Annotated in this window: 19 protein-coding genes; 16 read left to right on the top strand and 3 right to left on the bottom strand. The window is 39.2% G+C overall.

Annotation, left to right across the window (positions count from 1 at the left end; translation table 11 throughout):
* Positions 1 to 142 precede the first annotated feature (142 nt).
* The 9 genes from ACFIKB_RS01615 to truB all read left to right on the top strand — a co-directional run bounded on the left by ACFIKB_RS01615 (position 143) and on the right by truB (position 9759).
* Positions 143 to 556 (top strand): helix-turn-helix domain-containing protein, encoded by a 414-nt coding sequence (locus ACFIKB_RS01615; protein WP_012754634.1) that lies wholly within the window; start codon positions 143 to 145, stop codon positions 554 to 556.
* Between the two features lie 130 nt (positions 557 to 686).
* The gene (gene metK, locus ACFIKB_RS01610; RefSeq protein WP_273787797.1) at positions 687 to 1955 is read left to right on the top strand and encodes a methionine adenosyltransferase; all 1269 of its coding nucleotides are present in this window, start codon (positions 687 to 689) and stop codon (positions 1953 to 1955) included.
* Positions 1952 to 2653: a tRNA (guanine(46)-N(7))-methyltransferase TrmB gene (locus ACFIKB_RS01605; protein WP_375652632.1), complete on the top strand. Its 702-nt coding sequence runs from the start codon at positions 1952 to 1954 to the stop codon at positions 2651 to 2653. The genes metK and ACFIKB_RS01605 overlap by 4 nt, the downstream gene beginning before the upstream one ends.
* 127 nt (positions 2654 to 2780) lie before the next feature.
* On the top strand, positions 2781 to 3431 hold the full coding sequence (rimP, locus tag ACFIKB_RS01600; RefSeq protein ID WP_375652677.1) for a ribosome maturation factor RimP: 651 nt from the start codon (positions 2781 to 2783) through the stop codon (positions 3429 to 3431).
* A 47-nt stretch (positions 3432 to 3478) separates the two neighbouring features.
* A complete protein-coding gene (gene nusA, locus ACFIKB_RS01595; protein ID WP_375625637.1) occupies positions 3479 to 5110 on the top strand; it encodes a transcription termination factor NusA in 1632 nt (543 codons plus the stop codon).
* Positions 5111 to 5746 carry an RNA-binding protein gene (locus ACFIKB_RS01590; protein ID WP_012754629.1) on the top strand — a complete coding sequence of 212 codons (636 nt, stop codon included), beginning with the start codon at positions 5111 to 5113 and terminating at the stop codon, positions 5744 to 5746.
* On the top strand, positions 5743 to 8262 hold the full coding sequence (gene infB / locus ACFIKB_RS01585) for a translation initiation factor IF-2 (RefSeq protein WP_375635990.1): 2520 nt from the start codon (positions 5743 to 5745) through the stop codon (positions 8260 to 8262). Before ACFIKB_RS01590 ends, infB begins: the two co-directional genes overlap by 4 nt.
* Positions 8263 to 8384: 122 nt before the next feature.
* The gene (gene rbfA, locus ACFIKB_RS01580; protein WP_375635991.1) at positions 8385 to 8792 is read left to right on the top strand and encodes a 30S ribosome-binding factor RbfA; all 408 of its coding nucleotides are present in this window, start codon (positions 8385 to 8387) and stop codon (positions 8790 to 8792) included.
* Positions 8793 to 8796: 4 nt separating this feature from the next.
* Positions 8797 to 9759 (top strand): tRNA pseudouridine(55) synthase TruB, encoded by a 963-nt coding sequence (truB, locus tag ACFIKB_RS01575; RefSeq protein ID WP_375635992.1) that lies wholly within the window; start codon positions 8797 to 8799, stop codon positions 9757 to 9759.
* Positions 9760 to 10227: 468 nt separating this feature from the next.
* On the opposite strand, the gene ACFIKB_RS01570 is transcribed toward truB, so the two are convergent.
* On the bottom strand, positions 10228 to 11856 hold the full coding sequence (locus ACFIKB_RS01570; protein WP_375652630.1) for an MFS transporter: 1629 nt from the start codon (positions 11854 to 11856) through the stop codon (positions 10228 to 10230).
* Positions 11857 to 12170: 314 nt separating this feature from the next.
* On the opposite strand from ACFIKB_RS01570, the gene rpsO reads away from it, so the two are divergent.
* The 3 genes from rpsO to ACFIKB_RS01555 all read left to right on the top strand — a co-directional run bounded on the left by rpsO (position 12171) and on the right by ACFIKB_RS01555 (position 15955).
* Positions 12171 to 12440 carry a 30S ribosomal protein S15 gene (gene rpsO / locus ACFIKB_RS01565; RefSeq protein WP_005774142.1) on the top strand — a complete coding sequence of 90 codons (270 nt, stop codon included), beginning with the start codon at positions 12171 to 12173 and terminating at the stop codon, positions 12438 to 12440.
* Between the two features lie 251 nt (positions 12441 to 12691).
* Positions 12692 to 14887: a polyribonucleotide nucleotidyltransferase gene (pnp, locus tag ACFIKB_RS01560; RefSeq protein WP_375652629.1), complete on the top strand. Its 2196-nt coding sequence runs from the start codon at positions 12692 to 12694 to the stop codon at positions 14885 to 14887.
* 72 nt (positions 14888 to 14959) lie between these two features.
* Positions 14960 to 15955 carry a class I SAM-dependent methyltransferase gene (locus ACFIKB_RS01555; protein ID WP_375652627.1) on the top strand — a complete coding sequence of 332 codons (996 nt, stop codon included), beginning with the start codon at positions 14960 to 14962 and terminating at the stop codon, positions 15953 to 15955.
* Positions 15956 to 15973: 18 nt separating this feature from the next.
* Here ACFIKB_RS01555 and hslU read toward each other — a convergent pair whose 3' ends face one another.
* Positions 15974 to 17284, bottom strand: a complete 1311-nt coding sequence (gene hslU, locus ACFIKB_RS01550) for an ATP-dependent protease ATPase subunit HslU (protein ID WP_012754622.1) — start codon at positions 17282 to 17284, stop codon at positions 15974 to 15976.
* The gene (gene hslV, locus ACFIKB_RS01545; protein ID WP_012754621.1) at positions 17285 to 17866 is read right to left on the bottom strand and encodes an ATP-dependent protease subunit HslV; all 582 of its coding nucleotides are present in this window, start codon (positions 17864 to 17866) and stop codon (positions 17285 to 17287) included.
* Between the two features lie 220 nt (positions 17867 to 18086).
* Here hslV and ACFIKB_RS01540 point away from each other — a divergent pair, with 220 nt between their 5' ends.
* From ACFIKB_RS01540 to ACFIKB_RS01525, 4 genes are all read left to right on the top strand, one after another.
* Positions 18087 to 19076 carry an asparaginase gene (locus tag ACFIKB_RS01540; protein ID WP_375652626.1) on the top strand — a complete coding sequence of 330 codons (990 nt, stop codon included), beginning with the start codon at positions 18087 to 18089 and terminating at the stop codon, positions 19074 to 19076.
* A gap of 121 nt (positions 19077 to 19197) precedes the next feature.
* The gene (gene coaA, locus ACFIKB_RS01535; protein WP_012754619.1) at positions 19198 to 20196 is read left to right on the top strand and encodes a type I pantothenate kinase; all 999 of its coding nucleotides are present in this window, start codon (positions 19198 to 19200) and stop codon (positions 20194 to 20196) included.
* A 13-nt stretch (positions 20197 to 20209) separates the two neighbouring features.
* Positions 20210 to 21583: a M17 family metallopeptidase gene (locus ACFIKB_RS01530; RefSeq protein WP_375652625.1), complete on the top strand. Its 1374-nt coding sequence runs from the start codon at positions 20210 to 20212 to the stop codon at positions 21581 to 21583.
* A 157-nt stretch (positions 21584 to 21740) separates the two neighbouring features.
* Positions 21741 to 22604 (top strand): NlpC/P60 family protein, encoded by an 864-nt coding sequence (locus tag ACFIKB_RS01525; RefSeq protein ID WP_375639199.1) that lies wholly within the window; start codon positions 21741 to 21743, stop codon positions 22602 to 22604.
* The last annotated feature ends 133 nt before the right edge of the window (positions 22605 to 22737 follow it).

Below are 22737 nucleotides of genomic sequence, written 5' to 3'. Positions count from 1 at the left end.
TGTCCTTTGTACGGTATTATGTTGCGTTTACCAGTAATATTGGGAAAAAATATTACATATTATTTTAATTATATGATAAATCAGCTGCGCATAAATATGATGTTGGTTTAGAAGAAAAGTGCTGGAAATAAAGAGTTGCATTATGACCGAAACTAGAAAAAAACCTGACCCTATAGATATCTATGTTGGAACTCGTATCCGTTTACGTCGTAATATTTTAGGACTCACTCAAGAGAAACTAGGTGAAAAATTAGGGATTACTTTTCAGCAAATCCAAAAATATGAAAAAGGAACAAACCGTATTGGTGCCAGTCGTCTTCAAGCGATAGCGGAAATTATGGATGTTCCTGTTTCTTACTTTTTTGATAAAGGTATTACCTCCCAACAAGTAGAGGGTTTTGCTGAAAGTGATCACAATTTTATAGACTTTTGTTCTAGCAGCGAAGGGATTCAGCTCATGCGCGCTTTTACAAATATATCTGATGCTAAAGTGCGTCGAAAAATTATTGATTTGGCAAAAGCACTTTCTGAGGAAGATTTGACAAATAAGCTATAAATTAAAATTATATCTTTTCTCTTTTATTCATATAAATTTTCATTGACGATTTGCTGTAGAATTAGCAAATCGTGACAACTTTAGTAAGAAATTAATTAAATCGTTGATTTTCTTTTTTGAAGGAGTTCCTATGCCGCATCAAGATTATCTTTTTACGAGCGAATCGGTATCGGAAGGACATCCTGATAAAATTTGTGATCGTATTTCCGATGAAATTGTTGATATGATCTATAAAGAAGCTGAAAAAACTGGTACTGATCCATGGTTAATACGCGTTGCCTGTGAAACTCTCGTCAGTGTCAACCGTGTTGTTATCGCTGGTGAAGTGCGTGTTCCCGATACGCTATTAAAAAAAGATAAAAATAAAGAATTTATCTATGATGAAACTGGCTTTCCACTCATTAATCCTACGCGTTTTCGTACAGCAGCGCGCCGTGCTATTCGTACCATTGGCTATGAACAAGCAGGTTTCCATTGGAAAACTGTTAAAATTGATGTTCTTTTGCGCCCTCAATCAGCTGACATAGCAAGAGGAGTTGATAATGCTACGGATCGGCATGGTGAAGAAGGAGCAGGTGATCAAGGCATCATGTTTGGATATGCTTGCCGTGAAACACCTGATTTCATGCCTGCGCCGATTTATTATGCGCATAAAATTCTCAAACTTCTTGCCACAGCCCGTCATAAAGGAGAGGGAGAAGCTGGAAAATTAGGACCAGATGCTAAAAGCCAAATAACCATACGCTATAAAAATGGAAAACCGATAGAGGTCACATCCATTGTTCTTTCAACGCAGCACCTCGATGAAAGCTGGGATTCCAACAAGGTACGTACAGTGGTTGAACCTTACATTCGTCAAGCTTTACATGACATTCCCATTGCAGATCAATGCAGTTGGTATATTAACCCAACAGGAAAATTTGTCATTGGTGGTCCTCAAAGCGATGCCGGATTAACAGGACGCAAAATTATTGTGGATACTTATGGAGGTGCAGCACCCCATGGAGGCGGTGCTTTTTCAGGAAAAGATACAACAAAAGTTGATCGTTCTGCAGCCTATGCGGCACGCTATCTGGCTAAAAATATTGTTGCTGCTCATTTAGCAGAGCGATGCACCATTCAACTCTCTTATGCAATTGGTATTGCACAACCTTTATCTATTTATCTCAATCTTCACGGAACAGGAAAAGTCGATGAAAAAGTTATTGAAGCAGCCATTCGCAAAATAATGGACCTTTCACCTACCGGCATTCGAAAACATCTTGACCTCAATAAACCTATTTATGCGAAAACAGCTGCCTATGGTCATTTTGGGCGAAAACCAAAACACGATGGTTCGTTTTCATGGGAAAAAACTGATCTCGTGAAAACGCTTCAAACAATGATCCAAATCCCATGATTAAATATAATACACGCAAGAGTGAAGCATTTTTTGGACGCCGACAAGGAAAACAACTTCGAAACAGTCATCTTACACGTATAAAAATGCTTCTCCCCAATTTAAATATTGATTTAAATGTCCCACCTCCCTCAAACCTTACATCCTTATTTTCAAGCAAAGTAAGAGAAATTCGACTTGAAATCGGCTTTGGTGGAGGTGAACATTTACTTCATGAAATGGAATATTTTCCAAAAACCGGTTTTATCGGCGTCGAGCCCTTTATCAATGGCATGGCAAAAATATTGTTGTCTCTTGAACAGCATCAAAACTATCAAAATCATCTTCGCCTCTATAATGATGATGCTACACGCCTCCTTGATTGGCTCCCTGATAACTCGCTTGATGGAATAGACCTCTTCTATCCTGATCCTTGGCCGAAAAAGAAACACTGGAAACGACGTTTCATCAACACAAAAAATCTTAACCGTTTTGCTCGTGTTCTTAAAATAGGGAAAATTTTTCGCTTTGCTAGTGATATCGACAGTTATGTAAACTGGACTTTGTACCATTGTGCACAACATGATCACTTTGAATGGAAAGCAGAAAAACCTCAAGACTGGAAACTCCCTTATCCACTATGGAAAGGAACCCGCTATGAAGCAAAAGCTTTACGCGAAGGACGGACGCCTGCTTATCTTACCTTTATCAAGAAATAAATGATCAAGCGCTTTTCTCATAAACAACTTGAAAAATTTTGAATTTAAGAGTATCAATAGCTAAATTCTTGGTCTTATGATGAAGGGTGGGCCGTTGGACCCGCTCTTTTTTAATATCATAAAACTGATGAAAACAACTTGGATAAAATGTATGAACGAAGCTGAAAAAATAAGCAATCTTGACGAACCACGCCTGTTTGAAGAAGATGGTATCGAAGCACAGGTTGCTGCTCTTGTCATACCACTACTTAAACCTTTAGGTTTTCGTTTGGTTCGTGTGAAACTTCTTGGTCAAAATGGTTTAACACTTCAAATTATGGTTGAACGTGCCGATGGTTCTATGACCGTAGAAGACTGTGAAACTGTTAGTCGAACTGTTTCCCCCCTCCTTGATGTACAAAATGTTATTGAACGCAAATATCATTTAGAAATCTCATCACCTGGAATTGATCGTCCATTGGTAAGAAAATCTGACTTTTTTCATTGGCAAGGGCATCTTGCAAAAATTGAAACCAAAATAACAATTGATGGACGCCGAAAATTTCGCGGGACATTTACAAATATCACGCAAGATGGATTTATTTTAAACACTGATAAAGCTGCTTATGGAGAAGCCATGTATACCCCTATTTCCTTTTGTGATATCATAAATGCGCATTTAGTGCTTACCGATGAGCTTATTCGCGATGCATTGAAAAAAAATAAAGAGTTAAGTCAACAATTCATTGCTGAAGAGAAAGCTAACGACTCTATACAGACGCTCAATTTCAAAAAATAATATCACTGGGAAATACCCATCGTGTGGCACAAAGAAGGAGAAAATTGATGGCTACAAGCGCTAACAGGCTTGAGATTCTGCAAATTGCAGATGCTGTTGCACGTGAAAAGTCAATCGACCGTGAAATTGTCATTTCTGCGATGGCTGATGCTATTCAAAAAGCAGCACGTTCTCGTTATGGTCAAGAAACAAATATCCGTGCTGAAATCAATTCTAAAACAGGTGAAATTAAATTACAGCGCCTGCTTAAAATCGTTGATGTCGTTGAAGACTACACAACGGAAATTACTTTGTCTGATGCTCTTAAACATCAAGCAGAAGCAAAAATTGGTGATTTTTTTGCTGATCTTTTACCTCCTATGGATTTTGGACGTATCGCAGCACAATCTGCTAAACAGGTTATTGTACAAAAAGTACGCGACGCAGAACGTGATCAGCAATATGAGGAATTCAAAAATAAAGTTGGTGAAATTATTTCTGGTACAGTTAAGCGTGTGGAATATGGTAATGTTATCGTTGATCTCGGGCGTGGTGAAGCTATTGTGCGCCGTGATGAATTAATTCCTCGTGAATCATTCCGCTATGGAGATCGTATTCGTGCTTTTGTCAATGATGTACACCGTGAAACGCGTGGTCCGCAAATTTTCCTTTCACGCACACATCCCCAATTTATGGTAAAACTTTTCACTATGGAAGTGCCAGAAATTTATGATGGTATTATAGAAATCAAATCTGTTGCTCGTGATCCAGGTTCACGGGCTAAAATCGCCGTTGTTTCACGCGATGGTTCCATTGATCCTGTTGGAGCATGCGTTGGAATGCGAGGAAGTCGCGTACAAGCTGTTGTTGCTGAATTACAAGGCGAAAAAATTGATATTATTCCTTGGTCGCCTGATGCGGCAACATTTGTCGTTAATGCACTGCAACCTGCTGAAGTTTCTAAAATCATCCTTGATGAAGATGCTGAACGGATTGAAGTTATTGTGCCAGATGATCAACTTAGCCTTGCTATTGGACGACGTGGACAAAATGTTCGCTTGGCTTCGCAACTAACAGGATGGAACATTGATATTTTAACGGAAAAGGAAGAATCTGAAAATCGTCAAAAAGAATTTACTGAACGGAGTAAATTGTTTATGGAAGCCTTAGAGGTTGACGAAATGATCGGGCAGGTTATGGCATCAGAGGGTTTTTCTTCTATTGAAGAAATCGCCTATATTGATCTTGAAGAAATCGCTTCTATTGATGGTTTTGACCATGATACCGCCGCTGAAATCCAAAGTCGTGCCCGCGAATATCTTGATCATCAAGAAAAAGAACTTGATGAAAAACGCAAAAAACTCGGAGTTTCTGACGAATTGCGAACACTTCCTGGAATGACAAGTGCTATGTTGGTTGCTGTAGGTGAGGATGGTGTAAAAACAATAGAAGACTTTGCTGGCTATGCCGTTGATGATTTAGCTGGTTGGAGAGAACGCAAAGAAGGTCAAACACAGAATTTTTCTGGTATTTTAACCCCTTTTGACATTACACGCGCGGATGCAGAAGCTATGGTTTTAGCCGCACGTGTACAAGCAGGCTGGATAGACCAAGCTGATCTTGTTACAGAAAATCCTGTAGAAGATGAAAATTCTGCAGAAAATGAAAAAACAGATGATTTGGATGTGGATACACTTTAAATGAATGAACGGACTTGCATTGTGACCAGAAAAAATGCTTCAGCACAAACGCTGATCCGTTTTGTTATTGGTCCCAATAATCAAATTGTTCCTGATCTTAAAGCGAATTTACCAGGGCGTGGCGTTTGGATTTCTGCCCATCATGCTGTTATTGAGAAAGCAATCAAACAGAAAGCTTTTCATAGAAATTTTAAAACAGATGTTGAGGTTGCACCAAATCTTGTGCATGTTGTTGATACGCTTTTACTAAAAGCCGCTCTTTCAAGCCTTTCCATGGCACGAAAAGCGGGAGCAATTGTTATGGGAGCAACAAAGGTTGATGCTGCTATCCGCTCTGGTAAAGTTATTCTTGTACTTCATGCTAAAGAAACAACAGAAGATGGGAAACGAAAAATTGCACAGGCCATCCATTCAATACAACAACAAACAAATCGGACTATAAAAACCATATCTTTATTTACAAGTGATGAAATGCGAGTGGCTTTTGGCTCTAATCCTGTAATGCATGCGGCCTTACTGGACACAAAAGCTGCTGAGGGATTTCTCAAAACGACATATAAATTGATCAGCTATCGTGACGACAAGCATAGTAAGCCTAGTGAGATGACGGCACAAGCCGTGAAGGAAATACAATGAGTGAAAATAACAACGACAAAACAACAGTCAAGAAGACACTAACTCTCAAGCGGTCTGTCTTGGAAACGAGCACGGTCAAACAAAATTTTAGCCATGGCCGTACGAAGGCTGTCGTTGTCGAAACCAAACGGCGTAAAATTACGCGACCTGATGAAAAAGCTGAAACCCCACAGCCCATTACAAAGCCGCATGTGGCCGCCCAGCGCTCTAAGCCGCGTTTTGAGGGAAAAAAGCCTCAAGAATCTATGACCAAAAGCAATCTTTCATCAACTGAAATGGAAGCGAGACTTCGCGCATTAGAAGAAGCACATATCCAAGAAAGAATAACGCGAGAACAAGCCGAAGAAGAAGCAAGACGCGCTAAAGAGCGTGAAGAAATTTTACAGCAAGAAATTAAAGAAAAAGAAATACATCTCCAACAAGAAGAAGAAATATCGCCAGTACAGGCTCCACCTGTTCCTCCTCTCATTGAACAGACAGATATTCCTATTGCGCCTAAAAACACAACTGTGGTTGAAAAACGCAAAATAGATGAAAATAAAGAGGAAGAACGGCATAGTCGGCGTGCTAATCCTGCTAAATCAGAAATACGTGTACCAAAAGTTGTCAAAGGAGCTGATGAGCGGCGACGCGGAAAGCTAACTCTGAATAGTGCACTGGACGAAGAAGGAAGCGCACGTGGACGCTCAATGGCTGCAATGCGGCGTAGACAGGAAAAGTTTAAGCGTGCACAAAATCAAGAACCAAGAGAAAAAATTTCTCGCGAAGTTGTTCTTCCTGAAACGATTACCATTCAAGAGCTCGCACAACGTATGACTGAGCGTTCTGTTGATGTGATTAAATTCTTGATGAAACAAGGACAAATGATGAAACCTGGCGATGTTATTGATGCAGATGTTGCCGAACTCATCGCTGTTGAATTTGGCCATACTGTTAAACGTGTTTTAGAATCTGACGTAGAGGAAGGTATCTTTAATATAACAGATAATCCTCAAAACATGCAGCAGCGCCCTCCTGTTGTAACCATTATGGGCCATGTTGACCACGGGAAAACTTCTCTTTTGGATGCTATTCGTAAAGCAAATGTTGTTTCTGGCGAAGCGGGAGGTATTACGCAGCATATTGGTGCCTATCAAGTAGAACAAAACGGTCAAAAAATTACCTTTATTGATACACCAGGACATGCTGCATTTACGGCTATGCGCGCACGTGGAGCTCGTGTTACCGATATTGCTGTTCTCGTTGTAGCCGCTGATGATAGTGTTATGCCCCAAACGATTGAATCAATCAATCATGCGAAAGCCGCTGGTGTACCTATCATTGTTGCTATCAACAAAATTGATAAACCAGCTGCGAATGCACAAAAAGTGCGTACAGAACTTTTACAACATGAAGTGTTTGTTGAAACTATGGGCGGAGAAACTTTGGACGTTGAAGTTTCTGCTAAAACTGGTCAAAATCTTGATAAACTTCTCGAAGCTATCCTTCTTCAAGCTGAAATGCTTGATCTGAAAGCAGATTCTCAACGAACTGCAGAGGGCGTTATCATTGAAGCCAAATTGGATCGCGGACGTGGATCTGTTGCAACAGTTCTTGTTCAAAAAGGTACATTACACCCTTCTGATATTATAGTTGCCGGAAATGAATGGGGTCGTGTGCGTGCTTTGATTGATGACCATGGCCGCCATGTCAAAGAAGCCGTTCCCTCTACACCGATTGAAATTTTAGGCATGCAAGGAACGCCACAAGCCGGAGACCGTTTTGCTGTTGTCACACATGAAGCAAAAGCGCGTGAAATTTCTGAATACCGTCAACGATTAGCACGTGATAAAGCTGTTGCGCGGCAAACTGGTTCGCGTGGTTCTCTTGAGCAGATGATGACAAAATTGCAAACGACTGGTGTTAAGGAATTTTCTCTTATTATAAAAGGGGATGTGCAAGGATCAATTGAAGCAATCGCTTCAGCATTGGAAAAACTCGGAAATGATGAGGTTCGTGCGCGTATTGTACATTCTGGTGCTGGAGGAATTACCGAAAGTGATATTTCTCTTGCGGAAGCTTCTAACTCTGCTGTAATTGGTTTTAATGTTCGAGCCAATAAGCAAGCACGTGATTTTGCTAAAACACAAGGAATTGAAATTCGTTATTACAACATCATTTATGATCTTGTTGACGATATCAAGGCTGCCATGTCTGGATTACTCTCACCAGAACAGCGTGAAACTTTCCTTGGTAATGCTGAAATTCTAGAAGTCTTTAACATTACAAAAATTGGAAAAGTTGCAGGATGTCGTGTTACAGAAGGTAAAATAGAACGAGGAGCCGGTGTTCGCCTTATCCGCGATAATATCGTTATTCACGAAGGAAAGCTGAAAACACTCAAGCGCTTTAAGGATGAAGTCAATGAAGTGCAAAGTGGTCAAGAATGTGGAATAGCCTTTGAAAATTATGAAGACATGCGCGCAGGAGACATCATTGAGATCTTCCGTATCGAACATATTAATCGCACATTATAAAATAATCCAATAACTTTACTCTGTTGTAAAATGAAGAAAGTTATTAGGTTTTATACACAATATCTCTTTTCCCTTATCTAAATGGTCAAAAAAAGAGATCTTGTAGCAAGGATAAAACTTTGATGAAAAATGCAAGGCCATCACAACGGCAACTTAGAGTAGCAGAGCAAGTACGTCATGCAATAGCGCATATATTACAGCGTGATATTTTGCTTGATGATATCTTGAAAGATATTGTTATTTCTGTCTCTGAAGTACGTATGTCACCAGATTTAAAAATTGCTACTTGCTTTGTATCACCTCTCAGCACTCTTAAAAATGCTTCTCATACCGATGTTGTTGATACCCTCAATAAACATAGTCGTTTTCTCCGTGGAGAAATCAGTCATGCGTTGCGACAAATGAAATATATGCCTGAACTGCGTTTCCGACTTGATAATAGTTTTGATAATTTTTCAAAAATTGATGCTCTCCTTCGCTCGCCTGAGGTTGCACGCGATCTTCACCATAGTGATAAAGATGAGGATTAAAGATATGGCACGGCAACACAAAAAAAAAGGGCGTCCTGTTTCTGGCTGGGTCATATTTGATAAACCAAAAGGAATGAAATCAACAGAAGCTGTCTCACAAATCAAATGGCTCTTTCATGCACAAAAGGCAGGACATGCAGGAACACTTGATCCTCTTGCTTCTGGTCTCCTTCCCATTGCATTGGGCGAAGCAACCAAAACCGTCCCTTACGTGATGCAAGGCAAAAAAACTTACCGTTTTCATATCGCTTGGGGAGAAGAGCGTTCAACAGATGATCTAGAGGGCGAAATAACGAAAACTTCTCTCAAACGTCCAACACAAGAAGAAATACTTGCTCTTCTTCCTCAATATACAGGTATTATTTTGCAAACGCCTCCGCAATTTTCAGCAATAAAAATTGCCGGAAATCGTGCCTATGATTTAGCGCGTGAAGGGGAAGTTGTTGAAATTCCGCCCCGTGAAGTGGAAATAGAAACTTTCAAATTATTAGAAATGCCTACTAAAAAGCACTCTGTCTTTGAAATAACCTGCGGAAAAGGAACTTATGTGCGCTCTTTAGCACGCGATATGGGACGTGATCTAGGTTGCTATGGGCATATTGCTGATTTAAGGCGTATTTCCGTCGCACCTTTTGATGAAGAAGATCTCATTACATGGGACGAACTAAAAGCGGCCGTTCCGCCAAATAAAAACACTACAGATGAAAATAATCGTTCTTTTGAAAAAAACTTCACAACACTCGATGAGCTCTTAATTGAAACAAGCGCTGCATTGGATTGCCTCCCTCACTATATCCTTAATGAAACTCAAGCACAGAGAATTATAAAGGGGCATTCTATCCTCTTAAGTCATCACAAAGTACCTCTTGACGAAGATGAGATTTTTGTCCTCTACAAAGAACAACTTCTTGCCATTGGCACCCTCGACAAAAGTTTATTTAAACCGAAGCGGATTTTCACAATTTAATCGATTCTTTTCCTCACCTACCTTTTGCGGAAAGATATTTTTCTCTATCAATTAAGAAAAATATGGTACTTTCCATTGTCTATATTTACCGTATTCATATCAAAATTTAAGTCAGTGCTATAAACTAACACCACCACACACTTTTTCCTCTTAATGTCGCAACAATCCTTGCGTTTGAAAGGATTCATAAGAGGCTTTTTATTTCTTATTCAATCGTTTTTTACTCACACTTTAACCCTCATTTGTAATGTGCAAGCGAAGATTTGGACTGATTTACTCTAAATAGATTTGAAACGAGAAAAGCTTAAGATTTTTAGGACTATCACTCAACATGAAAAACGACAAATAATCATTATAAATCAATTTATTAACCATTTAAACAGCAATTTTTTGTTATGATTATGCTAACAAATCGATCGAAATAATATTAACTAACGTATTTAATATTTTACAAAAACTGTTTTAACCCTAAGGGAGATGATCAGAGGAGGCTTTTAAAAGCATCTCATTGGCTTGGGGTATTGTTTGGCGTTCAATCATACGATGCACTCTTATGCCGTTAGGAGCACAATTTAAATGACGCAAACGCTTATTGACTTCTGCATCCGCTTTTGTACGACGATGATTATGGCGTAAATAATCCACCCATGTTGGCATATGATAAGCCTCTGTCCAATATTCAGGTCTTTCAAGATCTCGTAAAAGGACCCACTGACGTGCACCATCACGTAACCGGATATGGCGTCGACGCGTCATCACTTTGAGAAACTCTTCGAGATCATTTTCATGAATTTGATAATCAATCATTATCATGATCGGACCACTTCTTGCTTTGAGGTCGAGTAATAGTTCCGGCTCTCTAAAATGATCAAGAGGATTTAAATCTATCTGAGGAATTTCTTGAATTCTAAATTTTACCCCCGCAAGAGCACCAAAAATCAAGAATAGAGAACAAATACTCAAAGCAATTGTTGGAGAATAACCATCAGCTAAGCCTCCCCAGATTGCACTTCCAATAGCCATCCCCCCATAAGACGCCGTTTGATAAAGTGCTAAAGAACGTGCAACAACCCAGCGTGGTGTAGAGAGTTGTACAGATGTATTAAACAATGATAATGCCAAAACCCAACATAAACCTGCAGGAAATAAAGCGATATGGCTTATAATTAGTGAACGGCTGATTCCCAATAAAAAGCAAGAAAAGGCGAAACCAATAAATGCACTTGCAATAATTGTTTCTGAACGAAAATGATGCCGTACAACTGCATTAATAATACCTGCTATCATGGCTCCTAACCCAAAACAACCGAGCAATGTACCATAAAGAAGGGCACTTCCTCCAAGAACTTTATGCGCAACAATTGGCAAAAGTGCTAAAATAGAAATAGCTCCTATACCAAAAAGGAACGCTCGAACCATAATACTCAGGAGATTAGGTGACATCGCAACATAACGCAAACCATCTGAGACAGCTCCTAACAGCCTTTCTCGTGGCAATGAGTTTTTTTTATAATTCGACTTCCAGAAAAATAACGCACCGATAAGAGGAATATAGCTTATAGCATTAAACAAAAAAGCAGCAGATGCCCCCAAAGTTGCAATGATGGCACCGCCAATAGCAGGACCAACACTCCGCATCAAATTAAAGCCTACACTATTCAAACTAACAGCAGCAGGAATATTTTCCCTGCTCACAATATCTCCTATCGTTGCTTGCCAAGAAGGATTATAAAAAGCTGTACCACATCCAATCAAAAACGTAAAACATAACAAAAGCCAAGGTGTTAGAAATCCCATATAGGCTAAAACAGATAAACTCATGGATATGACCATCATCATAATCTGCGCACACAACATAATTTGACGCCGATTAAAATTATCCGCTAATGCCCCTGCCATCAAAGAAAACATAACAAGTGGTAATGTTGTGGCACTTTGAACAAGCCCCACCATGGAATGCGAAGAACTGATCAACGCCATTAACCACCCTGCTCCAACAGCCTGTATCAGCCCCCCTAAATTAGAAATAAGAGTAGATGACCATAAATTTCGAAATACCGAATTACGAAAAAGTTTTAATGCTGAAATGCTCTGCATCTTTTTCCTCCAAATCGGTATTTATCATCTTTGTTAGCACACACACGCTCATAATCTTTGTATCAAAAGGATGCATAATTCTTAAAAAAACTTCTCATAAAACTCTATTTAAATCAATATTTCAAAACAAAAGCTTTTATTTAAAGAAAGACTTCAAAATGCTGTCAAGGACTAGTATTTTAACCTTCTTTCCTATATAAGGACGAAAATAGGTAAGAGTCTTCGACTCTTCTTGTTTCCTCACAGACCCTTGCTGAACGACATCTCGGCTATGGGTGACTTTATGTTTCTTCGTTTTTGGAAAGGATAATACGATGTCGATTACAGCTGAACGTAAACAAGCTCTTGTCGCAGAATACGCAAATAAAGTTGGTGATACAGGATCACCGGAAGTACAGATTGCTGTACTTTCTGAACGTATTTCTAATTTAACAAACCACTTTAAATCTCACAAAAAGGATAATCATTCTCGTCGTGGTCTTTTGAAGATGGTGTCTCAACGCCGGCGCCTTCTTGATTATCTTAAAGGAGTTGACCAAAATCGTTATCAGACACTTATCAAGAAGTTAGGTTTGCGTCGCTAAAAGAAAAATGGTGGTGGTGTTAAAAAAAACCGCCCATTTTTTCAACGTGTTGCTTTTAATTAAAAAATTTAAAAACTGACAAGTTATTATGGGATAGGACTGCTCATCATTTTGCATTTAAGGCAGTTTACTTCTCTCTTCTCGTAACAAAGATAAAAAGTATGTTGTCCACCCCAGAGCTTGGAAATATGCTACGCAAAACCAGAATGTGAGCAATCAAAGATTTAAACACTGGTCATTAAGGATAAAAAATGTTCAAAACGCACAAGATAGAAATTGAATGGGCTGGGCGTCCTCTCACCCTTGAAACAGGGAAAATAGCACGTCAAGCTGATGGTGCAGTGATTGCTACCTATGGAGAAACTATTGTCTTAGCAACCGTTGTATCAGCCAAAAGTCCAAAACCAGACCAGGATTTTTTTCCACTCACTGTTAATTATCAAGAAAAATCCTATGCTGTTGGTAGAATACCTGGGGGCTATTTAAAACGTGAAAGTCGACCAAGTGAAAATGAAACTTTGGTTTCACGTTTGATTGATCGCCCAATTCGTCCCCTTTTCGTTGAGGGATATAAAAATGATACGCAAGTGATTGTTTCCGTTATACAGCATGATCTCGAAAATAATCCCGATATCCTTGCGATGATTGCATCTTCTGCTGCATTGACCCTGTCAGGTGTTCCTTTCATAGGGCCTATAGCTGGTGCCCGCGTTGGCTATTGTAATGGACAATATGTTCTCAATCCTCATATCGATGAAATGCCTGAATCAAAACTTGATCTTGTTGTTGCTGGAACAGAAAGTGCTGTTTTGATGGTTGAATCAGAAGCACAAGAATTACCGGAAGATATCATGTTGGGTGCTGTGATGTTTGGTCACAAAGGCCTTCAACCTGTCCTTGATGCCATTATAAAGCTTGCTGAAGTTGCTGCAAAAGATCCTCGTGATTTTGTTCCTGAAGATCTTTCTGAACTTGAAAAAGCAATGCAGAAAATGGCAGAACAGGATATACGAAAGGCTTACACAATTACTGATAAGCAAGAACGTTATGCTGCAATTGATGCACTAAAGACAGAAATCCTCAATAAATTTATGCCCGAAACAGAAGAAGACTGTAAGTTTAGTGCAGATCAAATTGCAACCGTATTTAAACAGTTGCAAGCAAAGATTGTTCGCGGGAATATTCTTGATACCCAAAAGCGGATTGATGGACGCAATCTTTCTACCGTGCGCCCTATCCAATCAGAAGTAAGTATTTTACCCCGCACACATGGATCAGCACTCTTTACCCGCGGAGAAACACAAGCTATTGTCGTTGCAACACTAGGAACTGGTGAAGATGAACAATATGTTGATTCCTTAACGGGAATGTATAAGGAAACATTCCTTCTCCATTACAATTTCCCACCATTTTCAGTGGGTGAAACGGGACGCCTTGGTTCTCCTGGTCGTCGTGAAATTGGACATGGCAAATTGGCATGGCGAGCAATTCACCCCATGTTGCCAACGAAAGAATCTTTTCCTTATACTATTCGTGCTGTCTCAGAAATCACTGAATCCAATGGATCTTCTTCTATGGCAACGGTTTGTGGGACCTCACTTGCTCTCATGGATGCCGGCGTTCCTTTAGCATGCCCTGTTGCTGGTATTGCTATGGGCTTGATTAAAGAAGGAGAACGCTTTGCTGTTCTATCTGATATTTTAGGGGATGAAGATCATCTTGGAGATATGGACTTTAAAGTCGCAGGAACAGAAAATGGTATTACTGCCTTGCAAATGGATATCAAAATTGATGGTATTACCGAAGAGATTATGAAAATCGCGCTTGAACAAGCCAAAGGTGGACGAATCCATATCCTCAATGAGATGGCAAAAGCTTTAACCAGTGCACGTGCTGAGCTGAGTGAATTTTCTCCACGAATCGAAGTTATGAATATTTCTGTCGATAAAATCCGTGATGTTATCGGCTCTGGTGGTAAAGTTATTCGGGAAATCGTGGAACAAACTGGAGCAAAAATTAATATTGAAGATGATGGTACCATTAAAATTGCTTCTGCTGATGCTAAAACCATTGAAGCAGCAAAACGCTGGATCCATTCTATTGTCGATGAGCCTGAAGTTGGTGCTATCTACCAAGGAACAGTTGTAAAAACTGCAGAATTTGGTGCATTTATAAACTTCTTTGGTTCTCGTGATGGACTCGTTCATATCTCTCAGCTTGCATCAGAACGCGTCACCAAAACAACCGATATTGTGAAGGAAGGTGACAAAGTTTGGGTTAAATTAATGGGCTTTGATGAGCGTGGAAAAGTTCGGTTATCAATGAAGGTTGTTGATCAAAAAACCGGAAAGGAAATCACCGGTGATAAAGTGATGAATGAAGAAAAGTGCGTGGATGAAAAAAAACAACCTGAAAATAAGCACCGCCGCAAGAAAAAAGAAGAGTAAGTTTTTCCTCTTATCGTATCATGAAATGCCATCCCAACATTGGAGTGGCATTTTTCTTTGAAAGAGTCATATGTGTTATTATTTTTGCCTTTTGAAAATCATGAACTCCCGTATCCTAATCCAAACCAATGTTGGTTAAGTTTCGGTTTAACAGAAATCCCAGCTCCAGAATGGGCACAGAATTTAAAAGTTATTACGCCTTGGCGACCAGATTTTTTAAAATTTGTCGATACTCAATTTCACTGCTCTCCTCAAATAGATAAAACCTTCAGCTATGATGGTGCATTTTTACATTTGAGCAAATATCGTGGTTTTAACCAAAATTGTTTTCTTGATTTATTAGAATGCGTTAAACCCAATGGATGGATTGTAATCAGTGGGAATAAAACTGCTGGTGCTGCTTCAATGATGAAGTGGGTCAAAACAATTGTTCCCATCACCAACAAATTGTCTAAAAATCACGGTCTTGTATTTTGGTTGCAAGTTCCTCAACAAATTGAGAGACATAACATTGCACAATTGCGCTCACCACCGCTCACTTTTGGTAAATTTCAAACCACTTCTGGTATGTTCTCACACGGACGTATTGATCCAGGATCCGCTGCACTTGCTTCTTATATGCCCAAAGTTATTTCTGGAAAAACGGCTGATTTTGGTGCTGGATGGGGCTATCTTTCTCACGTTGCGCTTGAAAGAAGTGAAAAACTCACCGCTCTCGACCTTTATGAAGCAGACTACAACGCTTTGAGAGCGGCAAAACAGCACCTTAAATCCATAACAGCTCCTTTTTCAATTCATTTTTATTGGCACGACCTTGTGCATGAACCTATCACAAATCTGTATGACACAATCATTTCAAACCCACCGTTTCACACGCAACAAACGACAGATATTTCATTAGGAAAAAATTTTATTATAAATGCTGCAAAGTGCCTAAAACCAAGCGGCAACCTGCTTTTTGTTGCAAACCGCCACCTGCCTTATGAAACATTATTAAAAAATATTTTCCGCACAGTGTTGATACATGAACAAGCCCATGGTTTCAAAATTATCGAAGCGCGCAGATAAAGAAAAAAAGCGATAACTCTAAAGAATAAAACGTGAAAGATCGATATCAGCAGCAAGCTCGCCAATAGATTTTCTCACATAAGCGGCATCAATTGTAAAGGATGTTCCAGCTTTATCAGGTGCCGTGAAAGAAATTTCATCCAAAACGCGCTCCATCACTGTTTGCAAACGACGTGCCCCTATATTTTCAATCCTTGCATTTAAATCTACAGCAATATCTGCTAAAGCATCAATTGCATCATCGGTAATTTCCAAATGAACCTCTTCTGTTGCCATAAGAGCAATATATTGTTTAATCAAACTAGCTTCTGGTTCCGTTAGAATACGCCGTAAATCTTCTCTTGTTAAAGGGTTTAGCTCCACACGAATGGGCAAACGTCCTTGAAGTTCCGGTAATAAATCAGATGGCTTAGAAACATGAAATGCACCTGAGGCAATAAAAAGAATATGATCTGTTTTGATTTGCCCATATTTTGTACTAACCGTTGTTCCTTCAACCAAAGGCAAAAGATCACGTTGAACGCCCTCACGCGAAACGGCAGCACTGGCTCCACCATCCCTAGTTGCAATTTTATCAATCTCGTCAATAAAAACAATCCCGTCATTTTCAGCAACACGAAGCGCTTCTTGAATAATTTGATCCTGATCAAGGAGTTTTTCAGATTCATCATCAATAAGCGGCTTAAAAGCATCCCTTACTGTCGTCTTACGAACTTTTGTACGACTACCCATTTTGCCCAAAATATCTGATAAATTCATAATACCCATTTGTGCCCCAGGCATACCAGGAATATCAAAGGTTGAAGCACTATTGCTATTATTATCGGCGACTTCAATTTCAATCTCTTTCTCATCCAATTCACCTTCACGCAATTTTTTGCGAAAACTATCACGGGTAGCGGGACTGGCTGTTTTACCAACAAGGGCGTCTAAAACGCGCTCTTCAGCATTCACGTGAGCCTTTTCTTTTATTTCATCCCGTTTCTTTTCACGCACAAGAGAAATGGCAATTTCAACAAGATCTCGAATAATTTGCTCAACATCACGTCCCACATAACCAACTTCAGTAAATTTAGTCGCTTCTACTTTAACAAAGGGTGCTCCAGAAAGTTTTGCTAATCGACGTGCAATACCAGTTTTACCAACACCTGTTGGCCCTATCATTAAAATATTTTTTGGCATAACTTCTTCACGCATCGGCTCATCAAGCTGTTGTCTACGCCACCGATTGCGCAGTGCGATAGCTACAGAGCGTTTGGCATCATTTTGGCCAATAATAAAACGATCAAGTTCAGAAACAGTCTCACGAGGGGAAAATACAACACACATTTAAATAGCTTTCTCTAAAGAAGATAATTCTGCATCCAATGTTTCAATCGTAAAATGATCATTGGTGTAAACACAAATTTTAGCGGCAATAGCCATAGCTTTACGAGCAATAGTTTCTGCATCCAAATCCAAGTCCATGAGTGCACGCGCTGCTGAAAGAGCAAAATTTCCTCCAGAGCCAATTGCCATAACCCCATCTTCTGGTTCTAAAACATCACCAAGCCCTGTTAGAGCCAAAGTTACTTTCTTATCAGCCACGAGCATCATTGCTTCGAGACGACGCAAATAGCGGTCTGTTCGCCAATCTTTTGCAAGTTCTACACATGCACGCATAAGCTGATCAGGATATTGCTCAAGCTTTGTTTCCAATCTTTCCAGTAATGTGAAAGCATCTGCCGTAGCACCTGCAAAACCAGCAATAACCACTCCGTTCTTTCCAAGACGACGCACTTTACGTGCATTACCTTTCATAATTGTCTGCCCAAGAGAGACCTGACCATCACCGGCCATCACGACTTTTCCACCTTTTCGTACCGTAATAATTGTTGTACCATACATTATGTCTGGCTTATGTTCTGTCATAAGGAGACTCCTTAATATTAACTTTACTTTTTAATATTGATTTCTTTTCATACAATGTAAAACTCAACTACTATTGTCCTATTTAAGAACATATACAGCAAAACACAATGATTCAGCATAACTCAATTTGTTGAAAATGGAAAAATGATATCATTGTTGTCAATGTAAATTACTGCTAAATAGCTTTATATAAACAGTTTGTGCCTTTTAGAGGAAAATTATGAAAAAAATAGCCATAGGGACCTTAGGTGGAACAATTGCAATGACTGCTGATCGTTTTGGTCACATGCAACCGACTTTAACTTCAGATAACCTCATAAAAAGTGTTCCTGATTTAAATAACGTTGCTGATATTCATGCACAAACATTAATGCAAATACCAAGTGGATCTTTATCGTTTCAAATTCTTTTTGAAATAATCGAGTGGGCAAAACAACAAATAAATGCTGGTGCAGAAGGTATTGTTTTAACACAAGGGACTGATACTCTGGAAGAAACAGCTTTTTTTCTTTCTCTTTATTGGAAGGAAGCTGAACCACTCATCATAACCGGCGCTATGCGCATGCCTCATGAAGCAGGCGCAGACGGCCCCGCCAATATTTTAGCAGCCACTCGTGTCGCAGCAGCCCCACAAAGTCGTAACAGGGGCGTTCTTGTTGTCATAAATGATACAATTCATTCACCTTATTGGCTCTATAAAAGCCATACCGTCAAAGTCGAAACATTTCAATCAGGTCTTGCAGGTATTTTAGGAACTATTTTAGAGGGAAAACTTATTTATTTCAATGATCAAAAGCTTTTTCCGACAACGTTTGATCTTCCCCAAAACCACGATCATCAAATTGCACTCCTCTATTCCTCTTTATCATCTGATGCACAATTAATGAAACTATGCCTTGAAAGTGGGTATTATGCTGGAGTTGTTATTGCTGGTTTTGGTGCAGGACACTGTAGTTTTCAAGAAGCAGACCTTGTACAACAATATGCACAAAAAATACCAATCATTATTGCTAGTCGTTGTTGTAATGGCTCAACAACTCGTATAACTTATGGCTATAAAGGCTCAGAAATCGATATGATTGCTTCTGGTGCTCTCATGTCTGGTTATTTATCAGCCGTAAAAGCGCGTCTACTTTTATGGGCTTTTTTAGCGCAAGAGCACTCATTAGCACAAATCCGTGCAAACTGGAATGACTGGACTATAAGTTAATGAAAAATGATCTATTATCTTAAAGAAGAGAGCATGCAAAACAAAATTTATTTGAAAATCAAGCCGCTCATCTGTCCAATTTTAATCGATTGCTGCGGCAAAAAATTCTCGACCAATACAAATGATTGATACGATTATACAAAAAATTAATCAGGAAGATAATCTGGTCAAATGCGTTTCTGACCGATATTCACCCTATCGTGTTTTTACTGCACAAGAATGGTCAGAGTTTCGTGCAGACACACCTCTTACTTTGACTTTTGATGAAATTAAGCGTTTGCGCTCTATTGATGATCCTATCGATCTTAAAGAAGTCCAACGCATTTATCTTTCTTTATCGCGTTTGTTATCATGCCATGTTGAAGCAGTACAGGAACTTTTTCACAAACGTCAGCAGTTTCTCCATCAAGAAGAGAGTAGAAAAACGCCCTTTATTATTGGAATTGCTGGTTCTGTAGCAGTAGGAAAATCAACCACGGCTCGCATTCTTCAAGAACTGTTGAAACGATGGACATCTAGTCTTAAAGTTGATCTGATCACAACGGATGGTTTTCTCTATCCTAATGCAATCTTACAGCAAAAAAATCGTATGAATCGTAAAGGATTTCCTGATTCCTATGACATTAAAAAATTGCTGTGCTTTCTTTCGGCTATAAAAGCAGGTATCGGAAATGTCCGTGCCCCGCTTTACTCACATATGACTTATGATGTTCTAGAAAATCAGACAATTACCATTGACCGTCCTGATATTTTAATTGTTGAAGGTATTAATGTATTACAGGTCAGTGATCTTCCTAAAGATGGAAAAGCTATTCCTTTCGTATCAGATTTTTTTGATTTTTCAATCTATGTCGATGCCGAAACAGAAGTCATTCGTCACTGGTATTTAGAGCGCTTTAAACGTTTGCGTAAAACAGCTTTTCAAAATCCTGAATCCTATTTTCATCGTTATGCCCTGCTCAGTGAAAAAGAAGCCTCAAAAATCGCTGAGGATCTTTGGCAAACAATTAATTTAAAAAATTTACAAGAAAATATATTGCCAACACGACCACGATCCAATCTCATTCTACGAAAAGGAAAAAATCATTTGGTCGAGTATGTCGCACTTAGACGACTATAAGGATCTCATAACTATGCAGCATTATCACATTCATTTTACCTCAACGCGTATCGATAACAGTTGCCCTATCATCTTGGTAAACCAAAGAACTCTTGCCAACTTATCACTTGATGCGTCAACAACAGCATGGATAAAAGTTAATGACTTTACTGGTAAAGCAGGACAAATACTCTTTGTTCCTCACGAAACGGGGCATTTAAAAAAAGTTTTATTTGGAATTGGAAATGGGAAAGATCCCTTTATCACAGGACTGCTTGCTCAAAAACTTCCTGCTGGTCAATGGCATTTAGAAGGTACAACCTCTGATGAAATAAATGCCTATCTTGGATTAGCATTCGGTAGCTATCAATTTAATCGCTATCGTCAAAATTCTTCTTTCAAATCATTGTCTATCCATGTCAATGAGGCCGTTGATCTTAATGAACTCCAACGAATTTATGAGGCTGTCTTTTTTGTCCGTGATCTCATCAATATTCCAGCCAATGATATGACCCCTGATGCTCTCGAAAAAGAAGCACGAAAACTAGGAAAAACCTACGGTGCTCATGTCCAAAGTATTTGTGGAGATGATCTCTTAACCCATAACTTTCCGATGATTCATGCCGTAGGACGAGCAGGCAGTACTGCACCGCGACTGATTGAGTTACACTGGGGGCAAGAACATCATCCTAAAATAACGTTGGTGGGCAAAGGGGTAACTTTTGATACGGGAGGACTCGATATTAAATCAGCCAATAACATGTTGCTTATGAAAAAAGACATGGGGGGTGGAGCAAACGTTTTGGGATTGGCTAAACTTATCATGGATGCCAAATTGCCTTTCCGCCTACGTGTTTTGATTCCAGCTGTAGAAAATGCAATTTCTGCGAATGCTTACCGACCAAGTGATATTCTCAAAAGTCGTAAAGGCTTAAGTGTTGAAGTAGGTAATACAGATGCTGAAGGGCGACTTGTCCTTGCCGATGCGCTCGCCTATGGTGATGAAGAAAGTCCACAATTCATGCTTTGTATGGCTACTTTAACAGGGGCAGCGCGTATAGCATTAGGACCAGATCTCCCCGCATTTTATTGCAATGATTCAATATGGGCACAACAAATCTCTGAATCTGCTCACGCTGTTTTTGATCCTCTTTGGCAAATGCCCCTTTGGAAACCTTACCAAGAGATGTTATCATCACCAATTGCTGATCTTAACAATGTAACTGGAAATAGCTTTGCTGGCTCTATAACGGCTGCTTTATTTCTTAATTCTTTTGTTGAAAAAGCTGAACATTTTGCGCATTTTGATCTTTATGGATGGGTTCCAAAAGAAAAACCAGGATACCCTATTGGTGGATCAGCACAAACTATTCGTGCCCTTTATAATATTTTTAAAAATGAAGTTTGACACACAATATCCACAAAGATAGACAATTTTACATCTTAAAGAATAATTGCAATCGTCTTAAACTGTGTTCTTAGTTTTGTTTGAGGATAAAAAACTTACCAATAGAGTTTTCATGAGTTTGTTTAAAAGTAAGAAGTAACAAAATGGAAGCAAAAAGATGACCTCTAAAGACCCAAGGCTTTATGCATTCAGAGATGATCTAGCAGATCAACGTCTTGAAACAGAAATTACAGCCCAGCGCTTTGTTCAAGGTGAAAAAAAACGTGTTAATACAGCGGTCGCTGGACTTTTTAAAGAAAATAGTAAAAAAAGTGAAAGACAAACAGAATGCTTATTGGGAGAAGAACTTCTCATTTTTGAACAAGGGGAAACGATGTCGTGGGGGCAATCCCTTAAAGATGGTTATGTTGGTTATATTGATACAACAGCCCTTTGTACATCAACTATAAAACAAACGCATATAGTTTCAGTCCCACGTACATTTAAATATTCACACGCTGACTTACGTGGACCAATAGTGTCTCCGTTATCTATGGGAAGCAAAGTCAGTGTTGTTGATGAAATTGAAGTCCGTGACACAATGTATTCTATTCTTGAAAATGGAACAGCAATCATTACGAGCCATCTCAGCCCCATTGGACGTGTATACGAAGATTATGTCACAGTTGCAGAAACCTTTATCCGTACACCTTATCTTTGGGGTGGTGTCAGCGGTTTTGGAATTGATTGTTCGGGACTCATTCAACTCTCTATGATGATGACTGATCAAATAGTTTTACGTGACACCGATATGCAGCAAGAAACTATAGGCAGTCCTCTTACAGATACTGATAAACTTCAACGAGGCGATTTAATTTTTTGGAAAGATCATGTTGCTATTATGGTTGATCATGAAAATATTATTCATGCAAATGGTTTTTCCATGGACGTTATGATCGAGCCATTAGAAGAGGCAATTACGCGTATAGCTAAAAAAAATCAATATCCCATCGCAAAACGTCGTCCAATGCAAGAAACTTAATACATGCCTCCTATAAAAAATAATATCTTTCTCATGTTATTTATATTTCTCATTTATATACTTATTTAGGGAGATTTTTTCTTTATCTCTCATATTTGAAATGAAAAAAAATTACAACTCTGGACTTTTACAT

The organism is Bartonella sp. MR110HLJHH (assembly GCF_042194225.1).
Lineage (GTDB): Bacteria > Pseudomonadota > Alphaproteobacteria > Rhizobiales > Rhizobiaceae > Bartonella > Bartonella grahamii.
This window is presented reverse-complemented; position numbering and strand designations above follow the sequence as displayed.